17 protein-coding genes and 4 tRNA genes are annotated in these 19019 nt (G+C 32.0%); 18 read left to right on the top strand and 3 right to left on the bottom strand.

Annotated elements, in window-relative coordinates; genetic code table 11:
• Positions 1-3: 3 nt before the first annotated feature.
• The 5 genes from HPY57_02590 to HPY57_02570 all read left to right on the top strand — a co-directional run bounded on the left by HPY57_02590 (position 4) and on the right by HPY57_02570 (position 4149).
• Positions 4-945 carry an LD-carboxypeptidase gene (locus HPY57_02590; protein ID NPV10661.1) on the top strand — a complete coding sequence of 314 codons (942 nt, stop codon included), beginning with the start codon at positions 4-6 and terminating at the stop codon, positions 943-945.
• Between the two features lie 130 nt (positions 946-1075).
• Positions 1076-1159: transfer RNA gene (locus HPY57_02585), tRNA-Leu, on the top strand.
• A gap of 17 nt (positions 1160-1176) precedes the next feature.
• Positions 1177-2037 carry a squalene synthase HpnC gene (gene hpnC, locus HPY57_02580; GenBank protein NPV10660.1) on the top strand — a complete coding sequence of 287 codons (861 nt, stop codon included), beginning with the start codon at positions 1177-1179 and terminating at the stop codon, positions 2035-2037.
• Positions 2030-2878: a squalene/phytoene synthase family protein gene (locus tag HPY57_02575; GenBank protein NPV10659.1), complete on the top strand. Its 849-nt coding sequence runs from the start codon at positions 2030-2032 to the stop codon at positions 2876-2878. The genes hpnC and HPY57_02575 overlap by 8 nt, the downstream gene beginning before the upstream one ends.
• Positions 2875-4149 (top strand): NAD(P)-binding protein, encoded by a 1275-nt coding sequence (locus HPY57_02570; GenBank protein NPV10658.1) that lies wholly within the window; start codon positions 2875-2877, stop codon positions 4147-4149. Before HPY57_02575 ends, HPY57_02570 begins: the two co-directional genes overlap by 4 nt.
• Before the next feature lie 176 nt (positions 4150-4325).
• Here HPY57_02570 and HPY57_02565 read toward each other — a convergent pair whose 3' ends face one another.
• The gene (locus HPY57_02565; protein ID NPV10657.1) at positions 4326-5234 is read right to left on the bottom strand and encodes a serine hydrolase; all 909 of its coding nucleotides are present in this window, start codon (positions 5232-5234) and stop codon (positions 4326-4328) included.
• Between the two features lie 116 nt (positions 5235-5350).
• Between HPY57_02565 and HPY57_02560 the strand changes: the two genes are divergently transcribed.
• The 10 genes from HPY57_02560 (at position 5351) to HPY57_02515 (ending at position 14614) form a co-directional block, all read left to right on the top strand.
• Positions 5351-6634, top strand: a complete 1284-nt coding sequence (locus HPY57_02560; protein NPV10656.1) for a citrate (Si)-synthase — start codon at positions 5351-5353, stop codon at positions 6632-6634.
• Positions 6635-6881: 247 nt separating this feature from the next.
• A complete protein-coding gene (nusB, locus tag HPY57_02555; GenBank protein NPV10655.1) occupies positions 6882-7331 on the top strand; it encodes a transcription antitermination factor NusB in 450 nt (149 codons plus the stop codon).
• A 24-nt stretch (positions 7332-7355) separates the two neighbouring features.
• Entirely contained in the window at positions 7356-8594 is a 1239-nt protein-coding gene (locus HPY57_02550) for an MFS transporter (protein ID NPV10654.1), read from the top strand.
• A gap of 146 nt (positions 8595-8740) precedes the next feature.
• Complete coding sequence (locus tag HPY57_02545; GenBank protein NPV10653.1) at positions 8741-10024, top strand: nodulation protein NfeD; 1284 nt, start codon at positions 8741-8743, stop codon at positions 10022-10024.
• A 13-nt stretch (positions 10025-10037) separates the two neighbouring features.
• Positions 10038-10793, top strand: a complete 756-nt coding sequence (locus HPY57_02540) for a slipin family protein (GenBank protein ID NPV10652.1) — start codon at positions 10038-10040, stop codon at positions 10791-10793.
• A gap of 55 nt (positions 10794-10848) precedes the next feature.
• Positions 10849-10921, top strand: a tRNA-Gly gene (locus HPY57_02535).
• 203 nt (positions 10922-11124) lie between these two features.
• Positions 11125-12360 carry a DUF1015 domain-containing protein gene (locus tag HPY57_02530; protein NPV10651.1) on the top strand — a complete coding sequence of 412 codons (1236 nt, stop codon included), beginning with the start codon at positions 11125-11127 and terminating at the stop codon, positions 12358-12360.
• A gap of 17 nt (positions 12361-12377) precedes the next feature.
• Positions 12378-13466: a 3-phosphoserine/phosphohydroxythreonine transaminase gene (gene serC, locus HPY57_02525; GenBank protein ID NPV10650.1), complete on the top strand. Its 1089-nt coding sequence runs from the start codon at positions 12378-12380 to the stop codon at positions 13464-13466.
• Positions 13467-13545: 79 nt separating this feature from the next.
• A complete protein-coding gene (locus tag HPY57_02520; GenBank protein NPV10649.1) occupies positions 13546-13914 on the top strand; it encodes a hypothetical protein in 369 nt (122 codons plus the stop codon).
• A 16-nt stretch (positions 13915-13930) separates the two neighbouring features.
• Entirely contained in the window at positions 13931-14614 is a 684-nt protein-coding gene (locus HPY57_02515; protein NPV10648.1) for a hypothetical protein, read from the top strand.
• Between the two features lie 79 nt (positions 14615-14693).
• Here the strand turns inward: HPY57_02515 and HPY57_02510 are convergent.
• Positions 14694-14769, bottom strand: a tRNA-Cys gene (locus HPY57_02510).
• A gap of 64 nt (positions 14770-14833) precedes the next feature.
• Positions 14834-14906: transfer RNA gene (locus HPY57_02505), tRNA-Gly, on the bottom strand.
• A gap of 197 nt (positions 14907-15103) precedes the next feature.
• On the opposite strand from HPY57_02505, the gene HPY57_02500 reads away from it, so the two are divergent.
• The 3 genes from HPY57_02500 to HPY57_02490 are packed head-to-tail and all read left to right on the top strand — an operon-like array spanning position 15104 to position 19005.
• Complete coding sequence (locus HPY57_02500; protein NPV10647.1) at positions 15104-17122, top strand: thioredoxin domain-containing protein; 2019 nt, start codon at positions 15104-15106, stop codon at positions 17120-17122.
• A gap of 57 nt (positions 17123-17179) precedes the next feature.
• The gene (locus HPY57_02495) at positions 17180-17968 is read left to right on the top strand and encodes an ABC transporter ATP-binding protein (protein ID NPV10646.1); all 789 of its coding nucleotides are present in this window, start codon (positions 17180-17182) and stop codon (positions 17966-17968) included.
• Entirely contained in the window at positions 17965-19005 is a 1041-nt protein-coding gene (locus HPY57_02490) for a YdcF family protein (GenBank protein NPV10645.1), read from the top strand. Before HPY57_02495 ends, HPY57_02490 begins: the two co-directional genes overlap by 4 nt.
• Positions 19006-19019: the final 14 nt, after the last annotated feature.

Below are 19019 nucleotides of genomic sequence, written 5' to 3'. Positions count from 1 at the left end.
AAGATGAAAGTAATTAAACCTAAACATCTTCAAAAAGGGGATTTGATCGGATTGATTTCACCTGCATCTACTCCCGATAACTTGGAAAAAATTAATCAAGCAGTAGTTTATTTTGAAAAACTTGGTTACAAAGTAATAGTTGGTAAGAATGTCGGTAAAGTCAGGGGTTACCTTGCAGGAACTGACGAAGAACGATTGGAAGATTTTCATTCGATGTTTTCAAATAAGGAAGTAAAAGCAATTTTTTGCGTTCGAGGCGGGTATGGTTCAATAAGATTTCTTGATAAAATTAATTTTAATCTGATCAAAAAAAATCCAAAGATTTTTGTGGGCTACAGTGATATAACAGTTCTTCAACTTGCAATTTTTCAAAAGACAGGTTTAATTACTTTTGCTGGTCCAATGGCTGCGGTAGATTTTTCAGGAGAAGTGGATAAATTTACTGAAGAAAATTTTTGGCGAATGATAAACTCTACAAAACCTTTTGGTAAATTCAAAAATCCTCAAGGAGAAAAAATCTCCTGTATTACAAAAGGTAAAGCGAAAGGTAGATTGCTTGGTGGAAACCTGTCTTTAGTTTGTTCATTAATAGGAACTCCTTATTTGCCAAAATTCGATAAGTCGATCTTGTTCTTGGAAGAAGTTGAAGAAAAACCTTACCGTATTGATCGTTTCTTTGCACAAATGAGACTTGCTAAGATATTTGATAAAGTAGCAGGTATCGTTCTGTGTAACTTCACTGATTGCGAAGAAACTGATCCATCGAAAAAATCGCTATCACTAAACGATGTGGTAAGTGATTACTTTTCAAATCTGAAAAAGCCTGTTGTATATAACTTAATTCATGGTCACATCAAGTCGAAGAATACAATTCCAATTGGTGCATTGGCTGAAATTGACTGTAGTAAAGGAATTGTGGAATTAAAAGAAAGCTGTGTGAGTTGATTTGTATCTTCGGGTTTTCGTATTAAAAACTCTGGACATTAAATTTTGTAATTATAGTGAATTTTTCTCATAAGTTTGTTTAAAAATCGATATCATTTTAAATTGCATTTGAAAATTAGCTCATTGAATTGCCGAAGTGGCGGAATTGGCAGACGCGCATGATTCAGGGTCATGTGGGAGTAATCCCGTAGGGGTTCGAGTCCCCTCTTCGGCACAAAAATTTTATCCATAATGAATCAAATCTTAGAGAGCTCTTATAACTTTTGCATTGAACTAGCAAAAAAACATTACGAGAATTTTCCAGTTGCATCTCTTCTAATCCCCAAAAGCAAAAGAAAATTCATAGCAGCAGTTTATGCGTTTGCTCGAATTGCTGATGATATTGCGGATGAAGGAAATATTTCACCACAAATAAGAATAAATAAATTAAAAGAGTACAAAAATTTATTAATTCAAAAAACTCACGATAAAAATTACCCGCATTTACCAGCTGTTTTTGATACCATTGAAACGAATTCACTTACTATAAAAAATTTTATTGACTTGATTGATGCTTTTATTCAAGACAATGAGAAAAACTTTTACCAAGATTGGAATGATTTGCTTAATTACTGTTCTAAATCAGCAAATCCTATTGGACGAATTCTGCTTGAATTATTTGAAGTTAAAAATGATAGAGCATTTTTTTACTCTGACCAGATATGTTCAGCTTTGCAATTGACAAACTTTTTTCAGGATTTGAAGATCGATATAAAAAGGAATCGTTTTTATCTTCCTCAGTCTCTTCTTGCAAAAAATAATCTTTCAAATGCTGACTTGATTGATTTTGTTAAGAATAATTCTGTTGATGATAGATTGAGGACAACTCTTAATGAAGCAATAAGTTTTACTGAGGATTTGTTTAATGAAGGAAAGAATTTACTCCCTTACTTATCAGGTTTATTCAGAATAGAAATTAAATTAACAATTGAAGGGGGACTAAAGATTCTTTCATTAATTAAAAAAGCTGATTTTGATACAATACGATTTAGACCAACCTTAAGTAAACTTGACTGGTTGAAAATTATTACACGAGTAATTTTTAATGGCTAAGAATCTCGAGGATATAATCACAAAACAAGCTAAAAGCAGTTTCTACTACACTTTTCTTTTTCTTCCTGAAAATAAAAGAAAAGCGATGCATTCAATTTATGCCTTTTGTCGGGTTACTGATGATATTGTTGATAATTCAGAAATTTCAAATGAAGAGAAATTTATTCGCATTGAAGAATGGAAAAAAGAATTTCAGAAAGCTCTTTCTTCTAATTCTAAATTTGAATTATTGAACTCAGTCGCTTCGGTAATAAAAAATTTTAAAATGTCCGTTGAACCTTTTGTGGATTTGATTGAGGGTGTTAAAATGGATTTGACGAAAAATCGCTATGAGACTTTCGATGAATTAATTGTTTATTGTTATCGTGTTGCTTCAACCATTGGATTAATGTCCATTGAACTTTTCGGATATAAAAATCCTCAAAGTAGAGATTATGCTTATAATCTTGGTATCGCAATGCAATTGACCAATATTTTAAGAGATGTAAAAATTGATGCAGAAAATGACCGCATATATTTGCCTCAGGAAGATTTAAAAAGATTTAATTATTCAAATGAAGAATTAAAGCAAAACATTTATAACGATAATTTCATTGAATTGATGAAGTTTGAAGCTCACAGGGCTGAATATTTTTATCAAAAAGCGAATGAGTATTTTCATCCAGAAGATCACAAAGTTCTGGCTATGGGAAGAGCAATGCAGGAAATCTATTACAAGATTTTAAAGAAAATTGAAAAGAATTCTTATGATGTTTATTCAAAAAATAATAATCTGAATTCATTCGAAAAGATGAGAATTACAATTAAAAATTATGTTAAATATCACTTGCTCAACAAATGAAGAGTGTATTGATAATCGGTGGTGGACTCGCTGGAATATCGGCGGCAATTAATCTCTCAGAAAAAAATTTAAAGATTAGATTATTTGAAAGTTCTCCACAACTCGGCGGTAGATTTAAATCTTACTTCGAGAAAGATTTGAATTTGTGGTTTGATAATGGTCAACATCTTTTGATTTCGGGTTATCGCGAGACTTTGGAGTTGTTAGACAAAATTAATGTGAAAAAAAATTTCTTAGTTCAAAATAAATTCGCAGTAAAATTTCGAGATAAAAAACTAAAAGAATGGTCACTGACATATTCAAATTCATTTGAAGATTTTATAAATCTTTTGAAATTCAGAAATCTTGAAATAAAAGATAAATTCAGATTGTTGAATTTTCTTGTCCGTATCAGAAAATATGAAGAGAAAGTCTTTGAAAATTTATCAGTCATAGATCTTCTTAAGTTTCATCAGCAAAGTGAAAATCTAATTAATAACTTCTGGCAGCTTTTCGTTGAATCTACAATGAACTCACCAATCGAAAAAGCTTCAGCAAAGGTTTTCATTTTCATCTTAAAAAAAATGTTTTTTGAAGATTTTAAGAATGCTCGTTTAATTATCCCAGAGAAATCTTTCTTCGAAAGTTTCCTCATTCCAGCGGAAAATTTTTTATTTGATAAAAATGTTGAAATCATTAAGAACTGCTCAATTACTAAACTCGAGTTTCAGAATAGTCGAGTTCATTGTGCAATTGATAATCATGGAGAAAAACATTTTGCCGATTATTTCATTCTTGCTGTTCCCTATCATTCATATCTCCGATTGATGAATGAAAAAGAAATCAAACTTAGCTTTCAATCAATAATCAATGCCCACATAATTTTTGAAAATTACAATGGAGAAATAAAATTCTTTGCATTATGGAATTCACCAGTCCATTGGGCATTCTTTCATAAAACTCACATTACATTAACAAAAAGTAACGCTGAAGAATTCGTTCACTTAAATGATCAAACTTTGAAGGAAATCTTTCTGACGGAATTTCTAAATTATTTTCCTGAATATAAAAACAGAAAAATTGTTTATTTCAAAATCATCAAAGAAAAACGAGCAACATTTATTTCTGATTTTTCATCAATAAAACACAGAGTAAAGACTGAAACAGATTATCCGAATTTATTTATCGCTGGAGATTTTACAGATACAAATTTTCCCTCCACGATTGAAAGTGCAGTCAAAAGTGGAAAACTCGTTGCAGAAAAAATTTTGAATACAAATTCTAAAGTTTAGATCAAATTGTGCCCATCGAAAATTTTCTTAGAATTTATTTCTTCGATATAAAAATTTTAAAATCTTCGGAACAAGAAAATATTTTAATGAAAGATTCTCTTAGTTTGATTTATTTCCAAGGCAAAAACATTAACCACAAAATTTTAGAATGCGGTCAATAATCAAATCAAAGTTTTTTATTGTTGATATTTCGACTTTAGGTAATTGTAAAACACACCGCTGATTTTTTTGATAAATTCATCTCCGAGATTTGAGTTCGGTAAATCTTTTGTCATAACAACAAGTATGTAATCGAATTTCTCGCAGAAAAAAATTCCCATTTCACATCTTACATCATCGAGCTCACCACCTTTACTTGCAAGTGTTATATCGCCATCTATTTCGCTTAAAAGAGGAGTTGGTTTTGGAATGCTTAAAATTTTTATCACTTCGTTATTGATTGAATCAGGAAAAATATATCTACGATAAATCATTTCAAGTAATGTAAGTTTATCTTTCGGTGAAGAGATATTTTCTCTACCTGATTTTCTTGCTTCAAAGTCCATCATCACTCTTTGAAGTTTTGTTTGATTAAGTCCGAGTGACTTTATTGTTTGATTGATATTTTCCATCCCAAGTTTTTCAATTAGAATATTTGTTGCGGTATTATCACTTTGTTGAATCATCAGGACGGCAAGATTATAATAGCTTAAGTTCAAATTACTTTGATCGAAAAATTGAAGAAGTCCGCTTCCTCCAACTTTCAAATTGACAGGAACATTTTTATAAATATCTATTTTCCCATCTTGGTATTCTTTCATTAAATGAATAAGTATTTCAATTTTAATTGCGCTTGCTGTTGGAAAGATTTCATCTTCATTGTAATTATAAATTTCACCACTCCTTAAATCTTTGAAGGCAATTCCAGTAGGATAACCGAATTCTTTAATTAATTTATCGATTTCCGTTTCAAGCCCTGACCGTAAAGTATCAAAAACGCTTGAAAAATAAGGTGTTTTTTGAGTTTCTGAATTTGGAAATTCTTTTGGAACTGATAGAGATAAGTTGAAAGTGATAAGGATTAAGATTAAAGTTAATGCTCTCATTTCATTTCTCACTCATTGAATTAAAAAAATTTAATAATTAAGTTTGAACAGAAAAATTACTTGATATTCTAAATTATTAAATCAATTAATATAAACCAATCAAAAGGGAGGAACTAATGCCCACATTAAAAGAAAAGCTCGCCGAACAAATTCCCGCACTAAGAGAAGAGGTTAAGAACCTCGTTAAACAATACGGCGACAAAGAAGTCGATAAAATAACCGTTGCCCAAATTTTCGGTGGGTTGCGAGGAGTTAAAGCACTTGTATGTGATACCTCATCTGTTCCACCAGAAAGAGGTTTGCTGATTCGTGGAATTCCAATTGCTGAATTAGCGGACAAATTACCTGAAGAAATTTTTTATTTACTTTTAACAGGTGAGTTGCCAGATGAAGAATCACTAAAACTTTTAATGGCAGATTTAAGAAAACGTCGTAAAGTTCCCGATTATGTCTGGAAAGTTTTGAAAGCAATGCCTAAAGATTCGCACCCGATGTGTATGCTTAACACTGCGATTCTCGTAATGGAGAAAGAGTCTGTTTTCAAAAAACAGTATGATAAAGGATTGAAGAAAGAAGATTACTGGATTTATACTCTTGAGGATGCATTGAATTTAGTTGCTCGTGTTCCAATTATTGCAGCTGGTATCTACAGAATGAAATATAACAAAGGTCCACGAATTCCAAGTGATCCAAAGCTCGATATGGGTGCTGATTTCGCAAAGATGCTTGGCATCAAAGATCCAAAGGGTGAATTTATAAAGTTAATGAGACTTTATCTTGTTCTGCATTCTGATCATGAAAGTGGAAATGTTAGCGCATCAACAGTTCAAACAGTTGCCTCTGCATTGTCTGATCTTTACTATGCTCTCTCAGCTGGATTGAATGGACTCGCTGGTCCTCTTCATGGACTTGCAAATCAAGAATGTCTGAAATTTGTTCTTGATCTTAAGAAACATTTCAAAGGTGTCCCGACTGATGAACAGCTTCGTCAATTCGCATGGGATTGGTTAAATAGTGGAAAAGTAATTCCTGGATATGGTCATGCAGTTTTAAGAATTACTGATCCAAGATTTGATGCATTCTTGAAGTTTGGTCAAACCTATTGTGCAAATGATCAAATCTTCCAGATAGTTGAGAAAATCTTTAATGTAGTTCCACAAGTATTGATGGAACAGGGCAAAGCGAAAGATCCATGGCCTAATGTTGATGCTGGTTCTGGTGCTTTACTCTGGCATTATGGAATGAAGGAATTTGATTATTACACAGTTTTGTTTGCAGTATCACGTACGCTTGGAGTTACTGCACAAACTGTTATTGCACGAGCTGTTGGAATGCCAATCGTAAGGCCGAAGTCTGTTACAACTCAATGGATTAAAAATCATGTAATGCAGCAAGGTTGATTTTAATATTGTAATTTATTCGAGCTGTTCGGTTTATGCCGAACAGCTTTTTTTGTTTTAAATGATTTGGAAGTAAGATTTAATTTATTCTTTAAAGATTTTGATCTAAATTTTTTTCTTGTTTATCTAAGTTAATTAATTCTTTTCTATGAGATCATTAAATTTTTAATTCTATTTGTTCAAGATTATAGGTTTTAACTTGCGTGCTCATTTTTTTAACTTTGCATAAAAATTTATAATTATGGAAATGACAATCTCGCGTCGAAAATTAAGAGAGAAAGTACTTCAGATTCTATACGCTTATGAACTCTCAAATGATTCACTTGATTTAATGTTTGAAGAACTTCTTCAAGAGATACAGGATGAAGAAGCAAAAGAATTTGTAAAATCTCTAACTCTTCTAACAATTAAGCATCGTGATGAATACGATGAAATGATTAAACAGGTTGTTAAAAATTGGGAGTTAGATAGGATAGCCGTAATTGATAGATTACTGATAAGGATGGCAACCTGTGAGATGCTCCACTTTCCTGAAATTCCTCCAAAAGTTTCAATCAATGAAGTAATTGAGATAGCAAAGCGGTATTCAACAGATCAAAGTGACAAATTCATCAATGGCGTCCTCGATGCGATTTTGAAGAGATTAAAACAGGAAAATCGCATTCATAAAAAAGGACGCGGGCTTATCGAAACCTAAAATCAGTCTGGAACCTTGGTGAAAATTAACTGGAGAAAATTATTATCAAAAAAATATAGACAGGTTTTTTATTGGTCACTTTTTGATTTTGCGAATACATCCTTCTCAATCACCATAGTCACGTTTGTTTACGCAGTATATTTCAAAGAAACTGTTGCAGGCAACAAACCAATCGGTGATTTTTATTGGAGTCTGGGCACTGGAATTTCAATGCTCATAGTAGCAATTATTTCACCATTTCTCGGTGCAATTGCTGATCATTCAGCCGGCAAAAAAAGATTTCTGCTTTTTTTTACTCTAATGTGTATAATTTCAACCGCTTCACTTTATTTTATAACTGCCGGCGATATTTTAGCAGGATTAATTTTATTTATCCTTGCAAATATTGGTTTTGAAGCTGGACTTGTTTTCTATGATTCCTTTTTGCCGGAAATTTCAGATGAAAAAAATTATGGTCGTACTTCAGGTTTCGGATTTGCAATGGGATACATTGGTTCATTTGCATCTCTGGTCATTATTTATCCGCTAATAACTAATAATATGGTTAGACTATCTTTTCCAGCATCGGCTCTTTTCTTTTTGATTTTTTCTTTGCCTTTGTTTTTATTTTTGCCAGATACTAAGAAATATATCCAGAGAAATAAATCATACTTTAAAATTGGCTTGGAGAGGATTGTCTTTACAATAACTCATTTGAAGAATTATAAGAATTTAGCTCTCTTTCTTATTGCTTTCTTTTTTTACATCGAAGGTGTGAATACAGCAATTTATTTTTCAGGTAATTATGCAAAATCAACATTAAATTTTGATTTCACTGAACTTACTTTATTTTTTATGATTGCTCAGACTACAGCAGTTGCGGGTTCAATTATTTTTGGTGTGATTGCTGATTCAATCGGTCAGAAAAAAACAATATACATTACTTTAATCATCTGGTTTATTGTCATCTTTACTGCTTCGATTATTCGATATAAGTATGAGTTTTTCATTGTTGGATGTATTGCTGGACTTGGAATGGGTTCAACGCAGTCTGTAAGTAGAAGTCTAATGAGCAAGCTAACCCCACCTGACAAAAAAACTGAATTTTTTGGTTTTTACTCTTTTTTTGGTAAGTCTTCAGCAATATTTGGTCCATTGGTTTTCGGATTTGTTTCCTGGCAGACAGGAAGTCAAAGAATTGCAATTTTGAGTATGGGATTATTTTTCACCATCGGAATGCTTTTATTAAGCAAAGTGAAAGAACATTTGACAAAGCCGGTTTAGTAGATTTTTCCCAAAACTCCTTCCACAATAAAACTAATTTTGACCAGTTCATTAATGTAAAAAACTTTTAATTGTTAAGGATAGATTCAGCTTCAAGTAAACTTGTTTCGATTTTATTTTTTGTATAACTTGATTCAGAAATGTTTATGAAGCGAATATTTATCAAAATATTTTTCTACCTCCCATTATTTCTAAATTTAATTTATGCTCAATCAGGAAAGATCTTTGTCTTAACTGTTGATGATGCTATCTCGCCTCCAATTTCTGAATATATAAAAAAAGGAATTGAGGCTGCAGTTTCTGAGAATGGTGAATGTGTAATCATTAAATTAAATACACCAGGCGGATTATTAAAATCGACTCGTGTAATCGTTTCTGAAATTTTAGAATCAAAAGTTCCTGTTGTGGTATATGTTACACCTTCAGGAGCGCAGGCAGCTTCTGCAGGAGTATTTATCACGCTTTCAGCACATATTGCTGCAATGACTCCTGGAACAAATATAGGTGCAGCTCATCCAGTTTCACTTGAAAAAACAGATACAATAATGATTGAAAAAGCTACCAACGACGCAGCGGCTTTTATCAGAACTATATCAGAGAAAAGGAATCGAAATGTGAAGTGGGCTGAAGATGCAGTTCGTAAAAATCTCTCTATTACAGAAACTGAAGCTTTGAAATTAAAAGTAATAGATTTAATCGCTTCAGATTTAAAAGATTTATTAAGAAAAATTGACTCAATGAAGGTCCAGGGTGCATTTGGTGAAAAACTGCTTTCAACTAAAGAAGCAGAAATTGTAGAATTCGAGATGAGCATTGGTCAAAAACTCTTACGTTTAATTAGTGATCCGAACATCGCTTACATTCTTCTTATGATTGGCTTATATGGTTTGCTCTTTGAATTGTACAATCCGGGTTCAATATTCCCAGGTGTGATTGGGATTATTTCTCTGATCTTAGCGTTTTATGCGTTGCACACTCTTCCTGTAAATTTTGCGGGAATTGCTTTAATTGTCGTTGCAATAATTTTGTTTGTACTAGAAACTCAAATTGCAAGTCATGGACTGCTAACAATTGGTGGAATTGTTTCATTCATTCTGGGGTCGCTTATGTTAATTAGAACAGAATCAGCTCTCGAGGTATTTAAAATCTCTTATCAGATAATTATTGTTCTTGCTGTATTAACTTTCTTATTCTTTTCATTTGCAATTGGACTTGGCATCAAAGCCCAAAAAAGAAAAGCTGCTACTGGAATTGAAGGAATGATTGGTGAGATTGGCGAAGCAATCACTGATCTAAATCCCGAAGGTCAGGTGAGAGTTCATGGAGAAATATGGACAGCAATTGCAATCAATAATCAGAAAATTGAAGCCAATTCTAAGGTTGAGGTTATAGAAGTTCAAAATCTAAAATTAAAAGTAAAAAAATTATAGTGAGGAGGTTATTATGATTTCACCAATTTTATTCACGATTATCTTCTTTGTTATACTCATTCTTTCAAGTGCAATCAAAATTCTGAGAGAATATGAGCGAGGAGTTGTTTTTAGATTAGGAAGATTGATTGGTGCGAAAGGTCCGGGATTAATTTTTCTTATTCCATTAGTGGATAGAATGGTTAGAGTAAGTTTAAGAACAATAGTTATGGATGTTCCACCACAAGACATAATCACCAAAGATAATGTGTCTTTAAAAGTTAACGCAGTAGTTTATTTCAGAGTCGTCCAGGCTGAAAAAGCAATTGTTGAAGTAGAAGATTATTTAAACGCAACATCACAACTATCACAAACCACTTTAAGAAGTGTTTTGGGCCAATCTCAGCTTGATGAATTACTTGCTGAGAGAGACAAAATAAATCGTGAGTTACAAAAAATAATTGATCATCAGACTGAACCATGGGGAATAAAAGTATCTAATGTAGAAATTAAGCATGTTGATCTGCCGATAGAAATGCAGAGAGCAATGGCTCGTCAAGCTGAAGCTGAAAGAGAAAGAAGAGCAAAAATCATTCACGCCGAAGGTGAATATCAAGCAAGCCAAAAATTAAAAGAAGCGGCACAAATTATTGAAGACCACCCGGTTGCTGTTCAATTAAGATTTTTACAAACATTAAGTGAAGTTGCAAGTGAAAAGAATTCAACAACTATTTTTCCGATACCAATTGAATTAATCAAACCATTCTTGAAGAAAAAGAAAGACAAATAGACAATTGAGAATACATTGATTTTTTATTAAGATTGCAAATGAATTTTGAAATTTTGCGGGTGTAGCTCAGTTGGTAGAGCGTCAGCTTCCCAAGCTGAGGGTCGCGGGTTCGAATCCCGTCGCCCGCTCAACTTTTAATTGTCAATCAATCATTCCCGGTAATTCCCAAGTTCTTTATTAAAACATTATTAAAGAAAATTTATCAGAATTATCCCATCTAATCATTTAAGATTTACAAAAACTAACCTAAAAAACCGTCAGCCAATAAAATAGAAAATCAGTCAAATTTTTACGAACTTTGCATCAGAGAGAAAAAAAATAAAGGAATTTTATGGCAATTATTAAACCATTCAAAGCACTCCGACCAGAAAGAAATGTCGCCCATTTAGTTGCAAGTGTTCCTTATGATGTTGTGAGTAGGGAAGAAGCATTCGAGCTTGCGGAAGGCAATCCAATTTCATTTTTAAGAGTAACCCGCTCTGAAATTGAATTGCCGCCAAATGTTAATCCCTATTCACAAGAAGTATATCAACTTGCACGAAAAAATTTACAGCTCATTTCAGAAAAAGCCCCATTAATACAAGATCAAACGGATAGATTCTATCTTTATCAATTAATAATGGGAGAACAATCACAAACAGGCATAGCTGCTACTTTTTCTGTTGATGATTATGATAATAATGTGATTTTGAAGCACGAGAGAACTCGAAAGGAAAAGGAAGACGATAGAACAAATCATATTCTTACAACTTCAGCTCAAACTGGTCCAGTTTTTTTGACCTATCGTGATGTAAGCTCGATAAATGAGCTTGTGGATAAAATAAAAATGGAAGTTGCACCAATTTATGATTTTATTGCGAAGGATGGTGTTCAGCATAAAGTCTGGATTGTTCCTGAAGAGTATAATCAAGACATTATCGAGGAAATAAAAAAAGTTGAGAAAATATACATTGCCGATGGACATCACCGTGCTGCAAGTGCTTCAAGAGTAAGAGCAATTAAAAGAGAACAAAATCCTGAACATCGTGGTGATGAAGAATATAATTTCTTCCTTGCGGTTCTATTCCCTGCATCTCAGTTAAAAATTCTGCCATATAATAGAATTGTTTTTTCTTTGAACAACCTTTCTGATGAAGAATTCTTAGAAAAAGTTAAAATTAATTTTAATTTAAGCGAGATTGATTACTCAGAACCTAAACAGAAAAGAAATATTTGTATGTATTTTTCAAACAAATGGTATTTGTTAACTCCGAATGAAAATGTAAAAGAGGGAAACTCTTATGGTGAAAATCTCGATGTAAGTATTCTTCAAAATTATTTATTGAAGCCGTTTTTGGGAATCGATGATCCACGAACAAGTAAGAACATTGATTTTGTTGGTGGAATCAGAGGAACAAAAGAGCTTGAGAGATTGGTAAACAGCGGAAAAGCAAAAGTTGCCTTCTCGATGTATCCTGTTTCAATTGAAGATTTAATGAATATTTCAGATGCAGGCGAAATTATGCCGCCTAAATCAACATGGTTTGAACCAAAACTCAGAGATGGTTTATTAATTCATTTAATTTAATAACAAATGAGGTTATTATGACAAATAGAGTATATAATTTCAATCCTGGACCTGCAGTTCTTCCTGAACCTGTATTGAAAGAGGTTCAAGAAAATCTTATGGCTTTACCTAATGTTGGAATGTCTATTCTTGAAATCAGCCATCGTTCATCAACTTTTGAGAACATACTCAATGAGACAATAGAAAATCTCAGAAAACTTGCTAACATTCCATCGAATTATAAAATACTTTTTCTCGGTGGTGGGGCAAGTCTTCAATTTTCAATGGTTCCTTTAAATTTAATGCCTCCAAAAAATAAAGCTGATTATATTGTTACTGGTTCTTGGAGTAAAAAAGCAGTTAAAGAAGCAAAAAGAGTTGGTACCGTAAACATTGCAGCATCAACAGAAGAAGAAAATTTCAAACGAATCCCGAAGCAGGAAGAATTAAAATTAGATCCAGATGCTTCTTATGTTCATTATACTTCAAACAATACAATATACGGGACAGAATGGCATTATATTCCTGAAGTTGGTAACGTACCGCTTGTTTGCGATATGAGTTCTGATATTTTTTCATATCCGTTTGATGTCTCTAAATTTGGTTTAATTTACGCAGGTGCTCAGAAAAATCTCGGTCCTGCTGGAGTTACTATCGTTATTATCCGTGAAGACTTACTTGAACGCTCTCAAGATTCACTTCATACAATGCTGAATTATAAAATTCATGCAGATAACAATTCATTGTACAATACTCCTCCAGTATTTGGAATTTACATTATTGGACTAGTTGTAAAATGGCTTTTAAATCTTGGTGGATTGGAAGCTATCGCAAAAATTAATGAGGAAAAAGCAAAACTAATTTATGATGCAATTGATAACTCAAATGGTTTTTATCGTGGACATGCTGATAAAGATAGTCGTTCAAAGATGAATATTACATTTAGACTTCCAAATGAGGAACTGGAGAAAAAATTTGTTAAGGAGGCTACCGAAAAAGGTCTCGTTGGATTAAAAGGTCATAGATCAGTTGGTGGTTTAAGGGCTTCGGTTTACAATGCATTCCCGATTGAAGGCGCTAAAGCTTTAGTTGAATTTATGAAAGAATTTCAACAAAAAAATTCATAATTACATTTTGAAAATTTTTAGATCCCTCGCACTTTTTCGCGGGGGATTTTTATCTTTAATCTAAAAGGAGGTACGAATTATGTTAAAGAATGATTTATTAAATCTTCAGAAGGAAAAAATTTATCCTTCTGTAACTTTATTGATGCCAACAACGAGAATTACAGTTGATGCAAATAAAGAAAAAATTCAATTGAAGAACTTAATAAATGAGCTAAAGGAGAAGTTAGATCAAAAGGTTGATAAAGAAGTTGCTGAATTAATTCTCGAAAAAACGAATCAGATTATAAATGAAATCGATTTATTCAGACTGAGTGAGGGATTAGGAATTTTTGTGAATGAAAAGAGAGCGTTTTATATAAAATTCCCATTTCCTGTACCTCAAATGGTTGTGGTTGACGATACATTTGAGACAAAATTTTTAATTAAACAATTCAATCGAATCGGTTGAATATTTTCTGATTAATTTGAACGAAAAAGATACTAATCTTTTTAAAGGATTTGGTGAAATACTCGAACCTGTTCAATCAGTTGATTTTCCATTTACTATTGAAGATGTAGTTGATTTAAAGTATGACCAGGGGACTTGGGGATATGAATCGGCTCAACGGGAAAGGATTCGTCAGTATATAAGAGAAACTTATAAGAGGTTCAAAAAGAATTCTGAAGATAATCTGCCGCTCATTGTTTCAGGAGTGAATAAACTGATTTCGTTATTTGAAGAATTGACTGATTATAAAAATCTAATCGGGAAGATTGAAGGAAGTTATAATTCAGAAAATTTAATTGAGCTGGGTAAAAAGGCTAATAAAGTTGTGGAAAAATTTCTTACTGAACAAAGAGAAAAGTATTTATTAGAATTCAAAGAAAGTTTTGGTTTCAAAAAAGCTGCTTTTGGATTATTAGACATCTGGAATCTGGCAAATCAAGGCAGAGTGGAAGTTTTGCTTGTTGAAGAAAACTATCACCAGCCAGTAAAGTTTGAAGGTGATCAACCTGTTCTCATTACAGATACAAACGATCCTTACGTGATTGAAGATTTTGTTGAAGAGATAATTGAAGTTGTCTTTTTACAGAAAGGAAAAGTCTTTTTCTACGAGGATGGAAAATTAAAAGATTATCAAAAGATTGGTGCAATTTTAAGATACTGATTTAATTCTGCTTTTGATGTTTAGTGTTTGAGTTTAAATTAAAAAAGGGATAATCGTAAGATTATCCCTTTTTAGTTTTTGGAGGCGCGGGCCGGATTCGAACCGGCGAATAAAGGTTTTGCAGACCTCTCCCTTAGCCACTTGGGTACCGCGCCAGATTTTCAATTCACTTTCTAAAACTAAAAATCCCGATGTTTGTTTCATCGGGATTTTTAGTTGAGCGGGAAACGGGACTCGAACCCGCGACATTCACCTTGGCAAGGTGACGCTCTACCAACTGAGCTATTCCCGCATTTCAAATTTTTTTAGAACGATTTATCTTCAAAGGCACTGCAAATATAATTCATAGAATGAATTCAATCAAGACGAGTTTTATGTCAGAAATTAAATAAAATTAACTTTGGCAAAGTTTATTCTTAATGAACAAAATCAATCTTAGCTTTGTTTTACAAACAAATAAAAAGTTAATTTAATTGAAAAGATAATATTATGAGTAAACACAAACCCAATCGCCTAATTAATGAAAAAAGTCTCTATCTCAGGCAGCATGCATACAATCCAGTTGATTGGTTTCCCTGGTCTGAAGAAGCATTTGAATTAGCCCAGGAAAAAGATTGTCCTGTATTTCTAAGCATTGGATATAGTTCATGTCATTGGTGTCATGTAATGGAAAAGGAAAGTTTTGAAAATGAGGAGATTGCAGAAATCTTAAATGAGAATTTTGTATCAATCAAAGTGGATCGAGAAGAACATCCGGATGTTGATAATTTTTATATGACATTTGTCACTTCAACTACAGGAAGCGGCGGGTGGCCACTTAGTGTTTTCCTATTCCCGGATAAAACGCCATTTTTCGGCGGAACTTACTTTCCACCCACTCCAAAGTTCGGTAAACCATCTTTTAAAGATATTTTACTTTCGGTTTTGAGTTTCTATAAAAATAAAAGAGATGAATTAAACAAGATAAAAGCAGATGTTAATTCATTTTTAATGAAATCATTTTCACCCGAATTAATTGAAGATGAAATCACTAAAGAAAAAATTCAAGCAGCATATCAAACTATAATAAACAATTATGATTGGTCAAATGGAGGCTGGGGGAAAGGAGCTAAATTCCCAATGTTTCCAATCTTGAATTTTTTAATCGATTATTACTCAGCTTTTGATGATATAAATTCTTTGAAAATCGTTGAACACAATCTCACTAAAATTTTAACAGGAGGAATTTACGATCACCTTGATGGCGGAATTCATCGTTACACTGTGGATAATAATTGGATTGTTCCGCATTTCGAGAAAATGCTTTATGACAATGCACAGTTAATTGAGGTTTTATCTAAATATTTAATATTGAACGATAATTCATTTTTTAGATCAAGATTAATTGAAACAATAAATTTTTTGATGAATGAGATGAGAGATGTTTACGGTGGTTATTTTACAGCCTTAGATGCTGATTCAGAAGGGGAAGAAGGCAAATATTACTTGTGGAATTTTGATGAGCTTAAAAGAGCAATCGAAGAAAAATTTGATGTCAATTTATTTTTCGAATACTATCAATTTAATCTTATAGACCAAAAGAATGGGATTGGAAATATCTCGTTGAAAAAAATTCCAAACCAGAATGACTCAATTTTATTAAATGAATTAAGTTTAGTTCTCAAACATTTGAGAGAAAAAAGAGCTCAAAGAGTTTTCCCTTCAAAGGACAACAAAATCCTTCTTGATCTAAATTCTTTGTTAATCTCTGCTTTTTGTTTTGCTTATCGTGCAACTCAAGATGAAAGATTTCTCTTTGAAGCGTTAAATATTTATGATTTTATAACTCAAAAAATGATGGTTGACCAAGAACTTTATCATTCTTATGTGGAAGGGGAATTAAAAATTGAGGCTTATTCAGATGATTATTTCGGTTTTATCCAAGCTTTAGTTGATTTGTATGAATGCACATTTGACGAAAAATTTTTGATAGAAGCATTCAAATTTAATCAAAAAGCTCTTCAACTGTTTTATGACAGTTCAAGAAATTTAATCTATCAACAATCACAGGATTGTTCATTACCTTTCAGAACTTCTGAGAATAAAGATTATTCAAAGCCCTCATCAACTTCACTTGCATTATCTGTCTTATTTAAACTTGGGAAAATTTTTGAGGACGATAACTTAATTGAAACCGCTAAAAAAATTATTAAGAAAAATTTAAAAGAAGCGATTGATTATCCTTTCGGTACAGGAAAATTTCTCTCTGCTGCCTTGAATGAACTTGTTCCACCTAAAGAATTAATTTTAGTCGAAGGAGAGGACAATTCACAATTTAATTTTTTCAAAGGTTATCTTTTAAAATCTATCTATCCTTCACAAATTATTCTTTACAAAAAGAAAAAATCAACTTTAAGCTTTTCATATATGAAAGATAAATCTTCAATTGATTCAAAACTTACTTTATTCATCTGCGAGAATTTTGCCTGCCAAAAGCCAATTGTTGAAATGAATGAATCAACTCATTAAAAGAAATTTCTCTCTCTTAAAATTTTATTAAATTGAATTGACTTTCTATGAGGATTAATGATTAGAATTGAACATTTAAATTTCCTTTACCCTGATACAAACAAAGTAATTTTAAGCGATATCAATCTGACTTTTCATCAAAATCAGTTTACTGTGATTTTGGGTCCGAATGGCTCAGGTAAAACAACTCTCGTAAAATTAATCGCAAGATTGCTGAAACCCAATTCAGGGAAATTGTTTCTCAAAAATCAACCTTTCGAGTTAATCAGAGCTAATGACTTCTATCGCATGATTAGTTATGTACCGCAAAAGTTTTTTTCTATTTACCCTTATACTGTTTTTGAAATAGTCTTGATGGGCCGGAGTTTACATTTTAATTTTTTAGGCTTAGAGAATAAAGATGATATTCAAAAAGTAAATGAAGTATTGAAGCAATTGGGACTTGAACATCTTGCGAAAAAACGAATTACAGAAATCAGTGGTGGAGAGCTTCAAAAAGTAATTCTTGCTCGTTCAATAGTTCAGGATTCAGAAATTCTATTGCTCGATGAACCAAATACCCATCTGGATTTAAAACATCAAATACAAATTTTTGAATTGCTGAAGAATCTTCAATTGCAGGGCAAAACAATCATTGCAGTTTCTCATGATATAAACCTTGCTTCCTTTTATGCAGATAGATTAATTTTTTTGAAGGATGGAATTATAAAATATGATGGTGATATTAATTCAGTCTTAAAAGAAGAAATTATTGAAGATGTTTTTGAGATCGAGAATAAAGTTGTTTTTGATCCAGTTGGTAATTTTCCACAATTGATAATTAAACCTTTCAGGAAGAGAATTTGATCAATCTTAAATCTATAAAAAAATTTTTACTAATCTTAATTGCCATATTTGGTGAAATTGCCTCGTTGATTTTTACATTCTTCATTAAATATCGAACTCATAATTTATTGCTCAGCGAAATTAATTTGAATTATACTGGCAACATTCTAAATCTCATTATTTTTGGTTTAATTTTAATAGTATTGCTTATCTCAATTTTTTCGAGTAAGAGAATTAAACTCGTCGATGTGCAGATTTATTTAAATCTTCTTTTCCTGTCGATTTTATTTTTGCTTTTGCTGGTATTTTTACTTTCAAAGGATTTTTATACACTGAAGATGTTAAGTTCAGATGAATATGAATTTGAAAAAGTTGTCAGTGTCTTGGTCTGGCTTATTTATTTCTTCATTAAAATTTCTGGATTAAATTTTCTATTACTTAAACTTCTAAAAGTCCAGAGAGCTATTATTCCCAAAATTATTTTATTAAATGCTGTATATTCATTGATACTAATATCTTTTGGATTTTTAAAGATCTTTATCACTTCCAGAACAGGAGATGAATATGTTTTGAAAAAAGATGAAAAGTTTGATGCAATTGTTGTTTTAGGCGCGGCAGTTTGGAAGGGTAATATTCCAAGTCCTGTTTATGCAGGAAGATTAAACAAAGCCATTGATTTGCTTAATAAAAACTTATCGAACAGAGTTATTCTAACTGGGAGCAATGCGCCATTTGAACTTTCTGAAGCAAGAGTGGGAAAAAATTATTTGTTACAGAAAGGTGTTGACCCAAAAAAAATTTATATGGAAGAAACAACAACAAGCACAATTGAGCAAGTTCATTTTATAAAAAATGTAGTAATTGGAGAAAAAAAATTTAATAAAGTTCTTGTTGTCAGCGATGCATTCCACCTTCCTCGTACAATTGAAATTTCAAAATTCTTATCGATTAATATCAAAGTTGCGAGGTCGAACTTAAAAGTCGAATTGATAAACAATATCTGGTATCGAATTAAAGAAGCAGTTTTACTTTCGATTTTTTGGTTGTTTGCTGTTTGAGTTTCCCCTGAATT

The sequence above is a fragment of the Ignavibacteria bacterium genome (genome assembly GCA_013177855.1).
GTDB lineage: Bacteria > Bacteroidota > Ignavibacteria > Ch128b > Ch128b > Ch128b.
The sequence above is the reverse complement of the archived record's forward strand: the minus strand, read 5'-3'. Positions and strand labels throughout refer to the sequence as shown.

Excerpts from the sequence above, each read along its gene's own strand:
- HPY57_02590 (NPV10661.1), top strand. The coding sequence starts at position 4 with ATGAAAGTAATTAAACCTAAACATCTTCAAAAAGGGGATTTGATCGGA.
- hpnC (NPV10660.1), top strand. The coding sequence starts at position 1,177 with ATGAATCAAATCTTAGAGAGCTCTTATAACTTTTGCATTGAACTAGCA.
- HPY57_02575 (NPV10659.1), top strand. The coding sequence starts at position 2,030 with ATGGCTAAGAATCTCGAGGATATAATCACAAAACAAGCTAAAAGCAGT.
- HPY57_02570 (NPV10658.1), top strand. The coding sequence starts at position 2,875 with ATGAAGAGTGTATTGATAATCGGTGGTGGACTCGCTGGAATATCGGCG.
- HPY57_02565 (NPV10657.1), bottom strand. The coding sequence starts at position 5,234 with ATGAGAGCATTAACTTTAATCTTAATCCTTATCACTTTCAACTTATCT.
- HPY57_02560 (NPV10656.1), top strand. The coding sequence starts at position 5,351 with ATGCCCACATTAAAAGAAAAGCTCGCCGAACAAATTCCCGCACTAAGA.
- nusB (NPV10655.1), top strand. The coding sequence starts at position 6,882 with ATGACAATCTCGCGTCGAAAATTAAGAGAGAAAGTACTTCAGATTCTA.
- HPY57_02545 (NPV10653.1), top strand. The coding sequence starts at position 8,741 with ATGAAGCGAATATTTATCAAAATATTTTTCTACCTCCCATTATTTCTA.
- HPY57_02540 (NPV10652.1), top strand. The coding sequence starts at position 10,038 with ATGATTTCACCAATTTTATTCACGATTATCTTCTTTGTTATACTCATT.
- HPY57_02530 (NPV10651.1), top strand. The coding sequence starts at position 11,125 with ATGGCAATTATTAAACCATTCAAAGCACTCCGACCAGAAAGAAATGTC.
- serC (NPV10650.1), top strand. The coding sequence starts at position 12,378 with ATGACAAATAGAGTATATAATTTCAATCCTGGACCTGCAGTTCTTCCT.
- HPY57_02520 (NPV10649.1), top strand. The coding sequence starts at position 13,546 with ATGTTAAAGAATGATTTATTAAATCTTCAGAAGGAAAAAATTTATCCT.
- HPY57_02500 (NPV10647.1), top strand. The coding sequence starts at position 15,104 with ATGAGTAAACACAAACCCAATCGCCTAATTAATGAAAAAAGTCTCTAT.
- HPY57_02495 (NPV10646.1), top strand. The coding sequence starts at position 17,180 with ATGATTAGAATTGAACATTTAAATTTCCTTTACCCTGATACAAACAAA.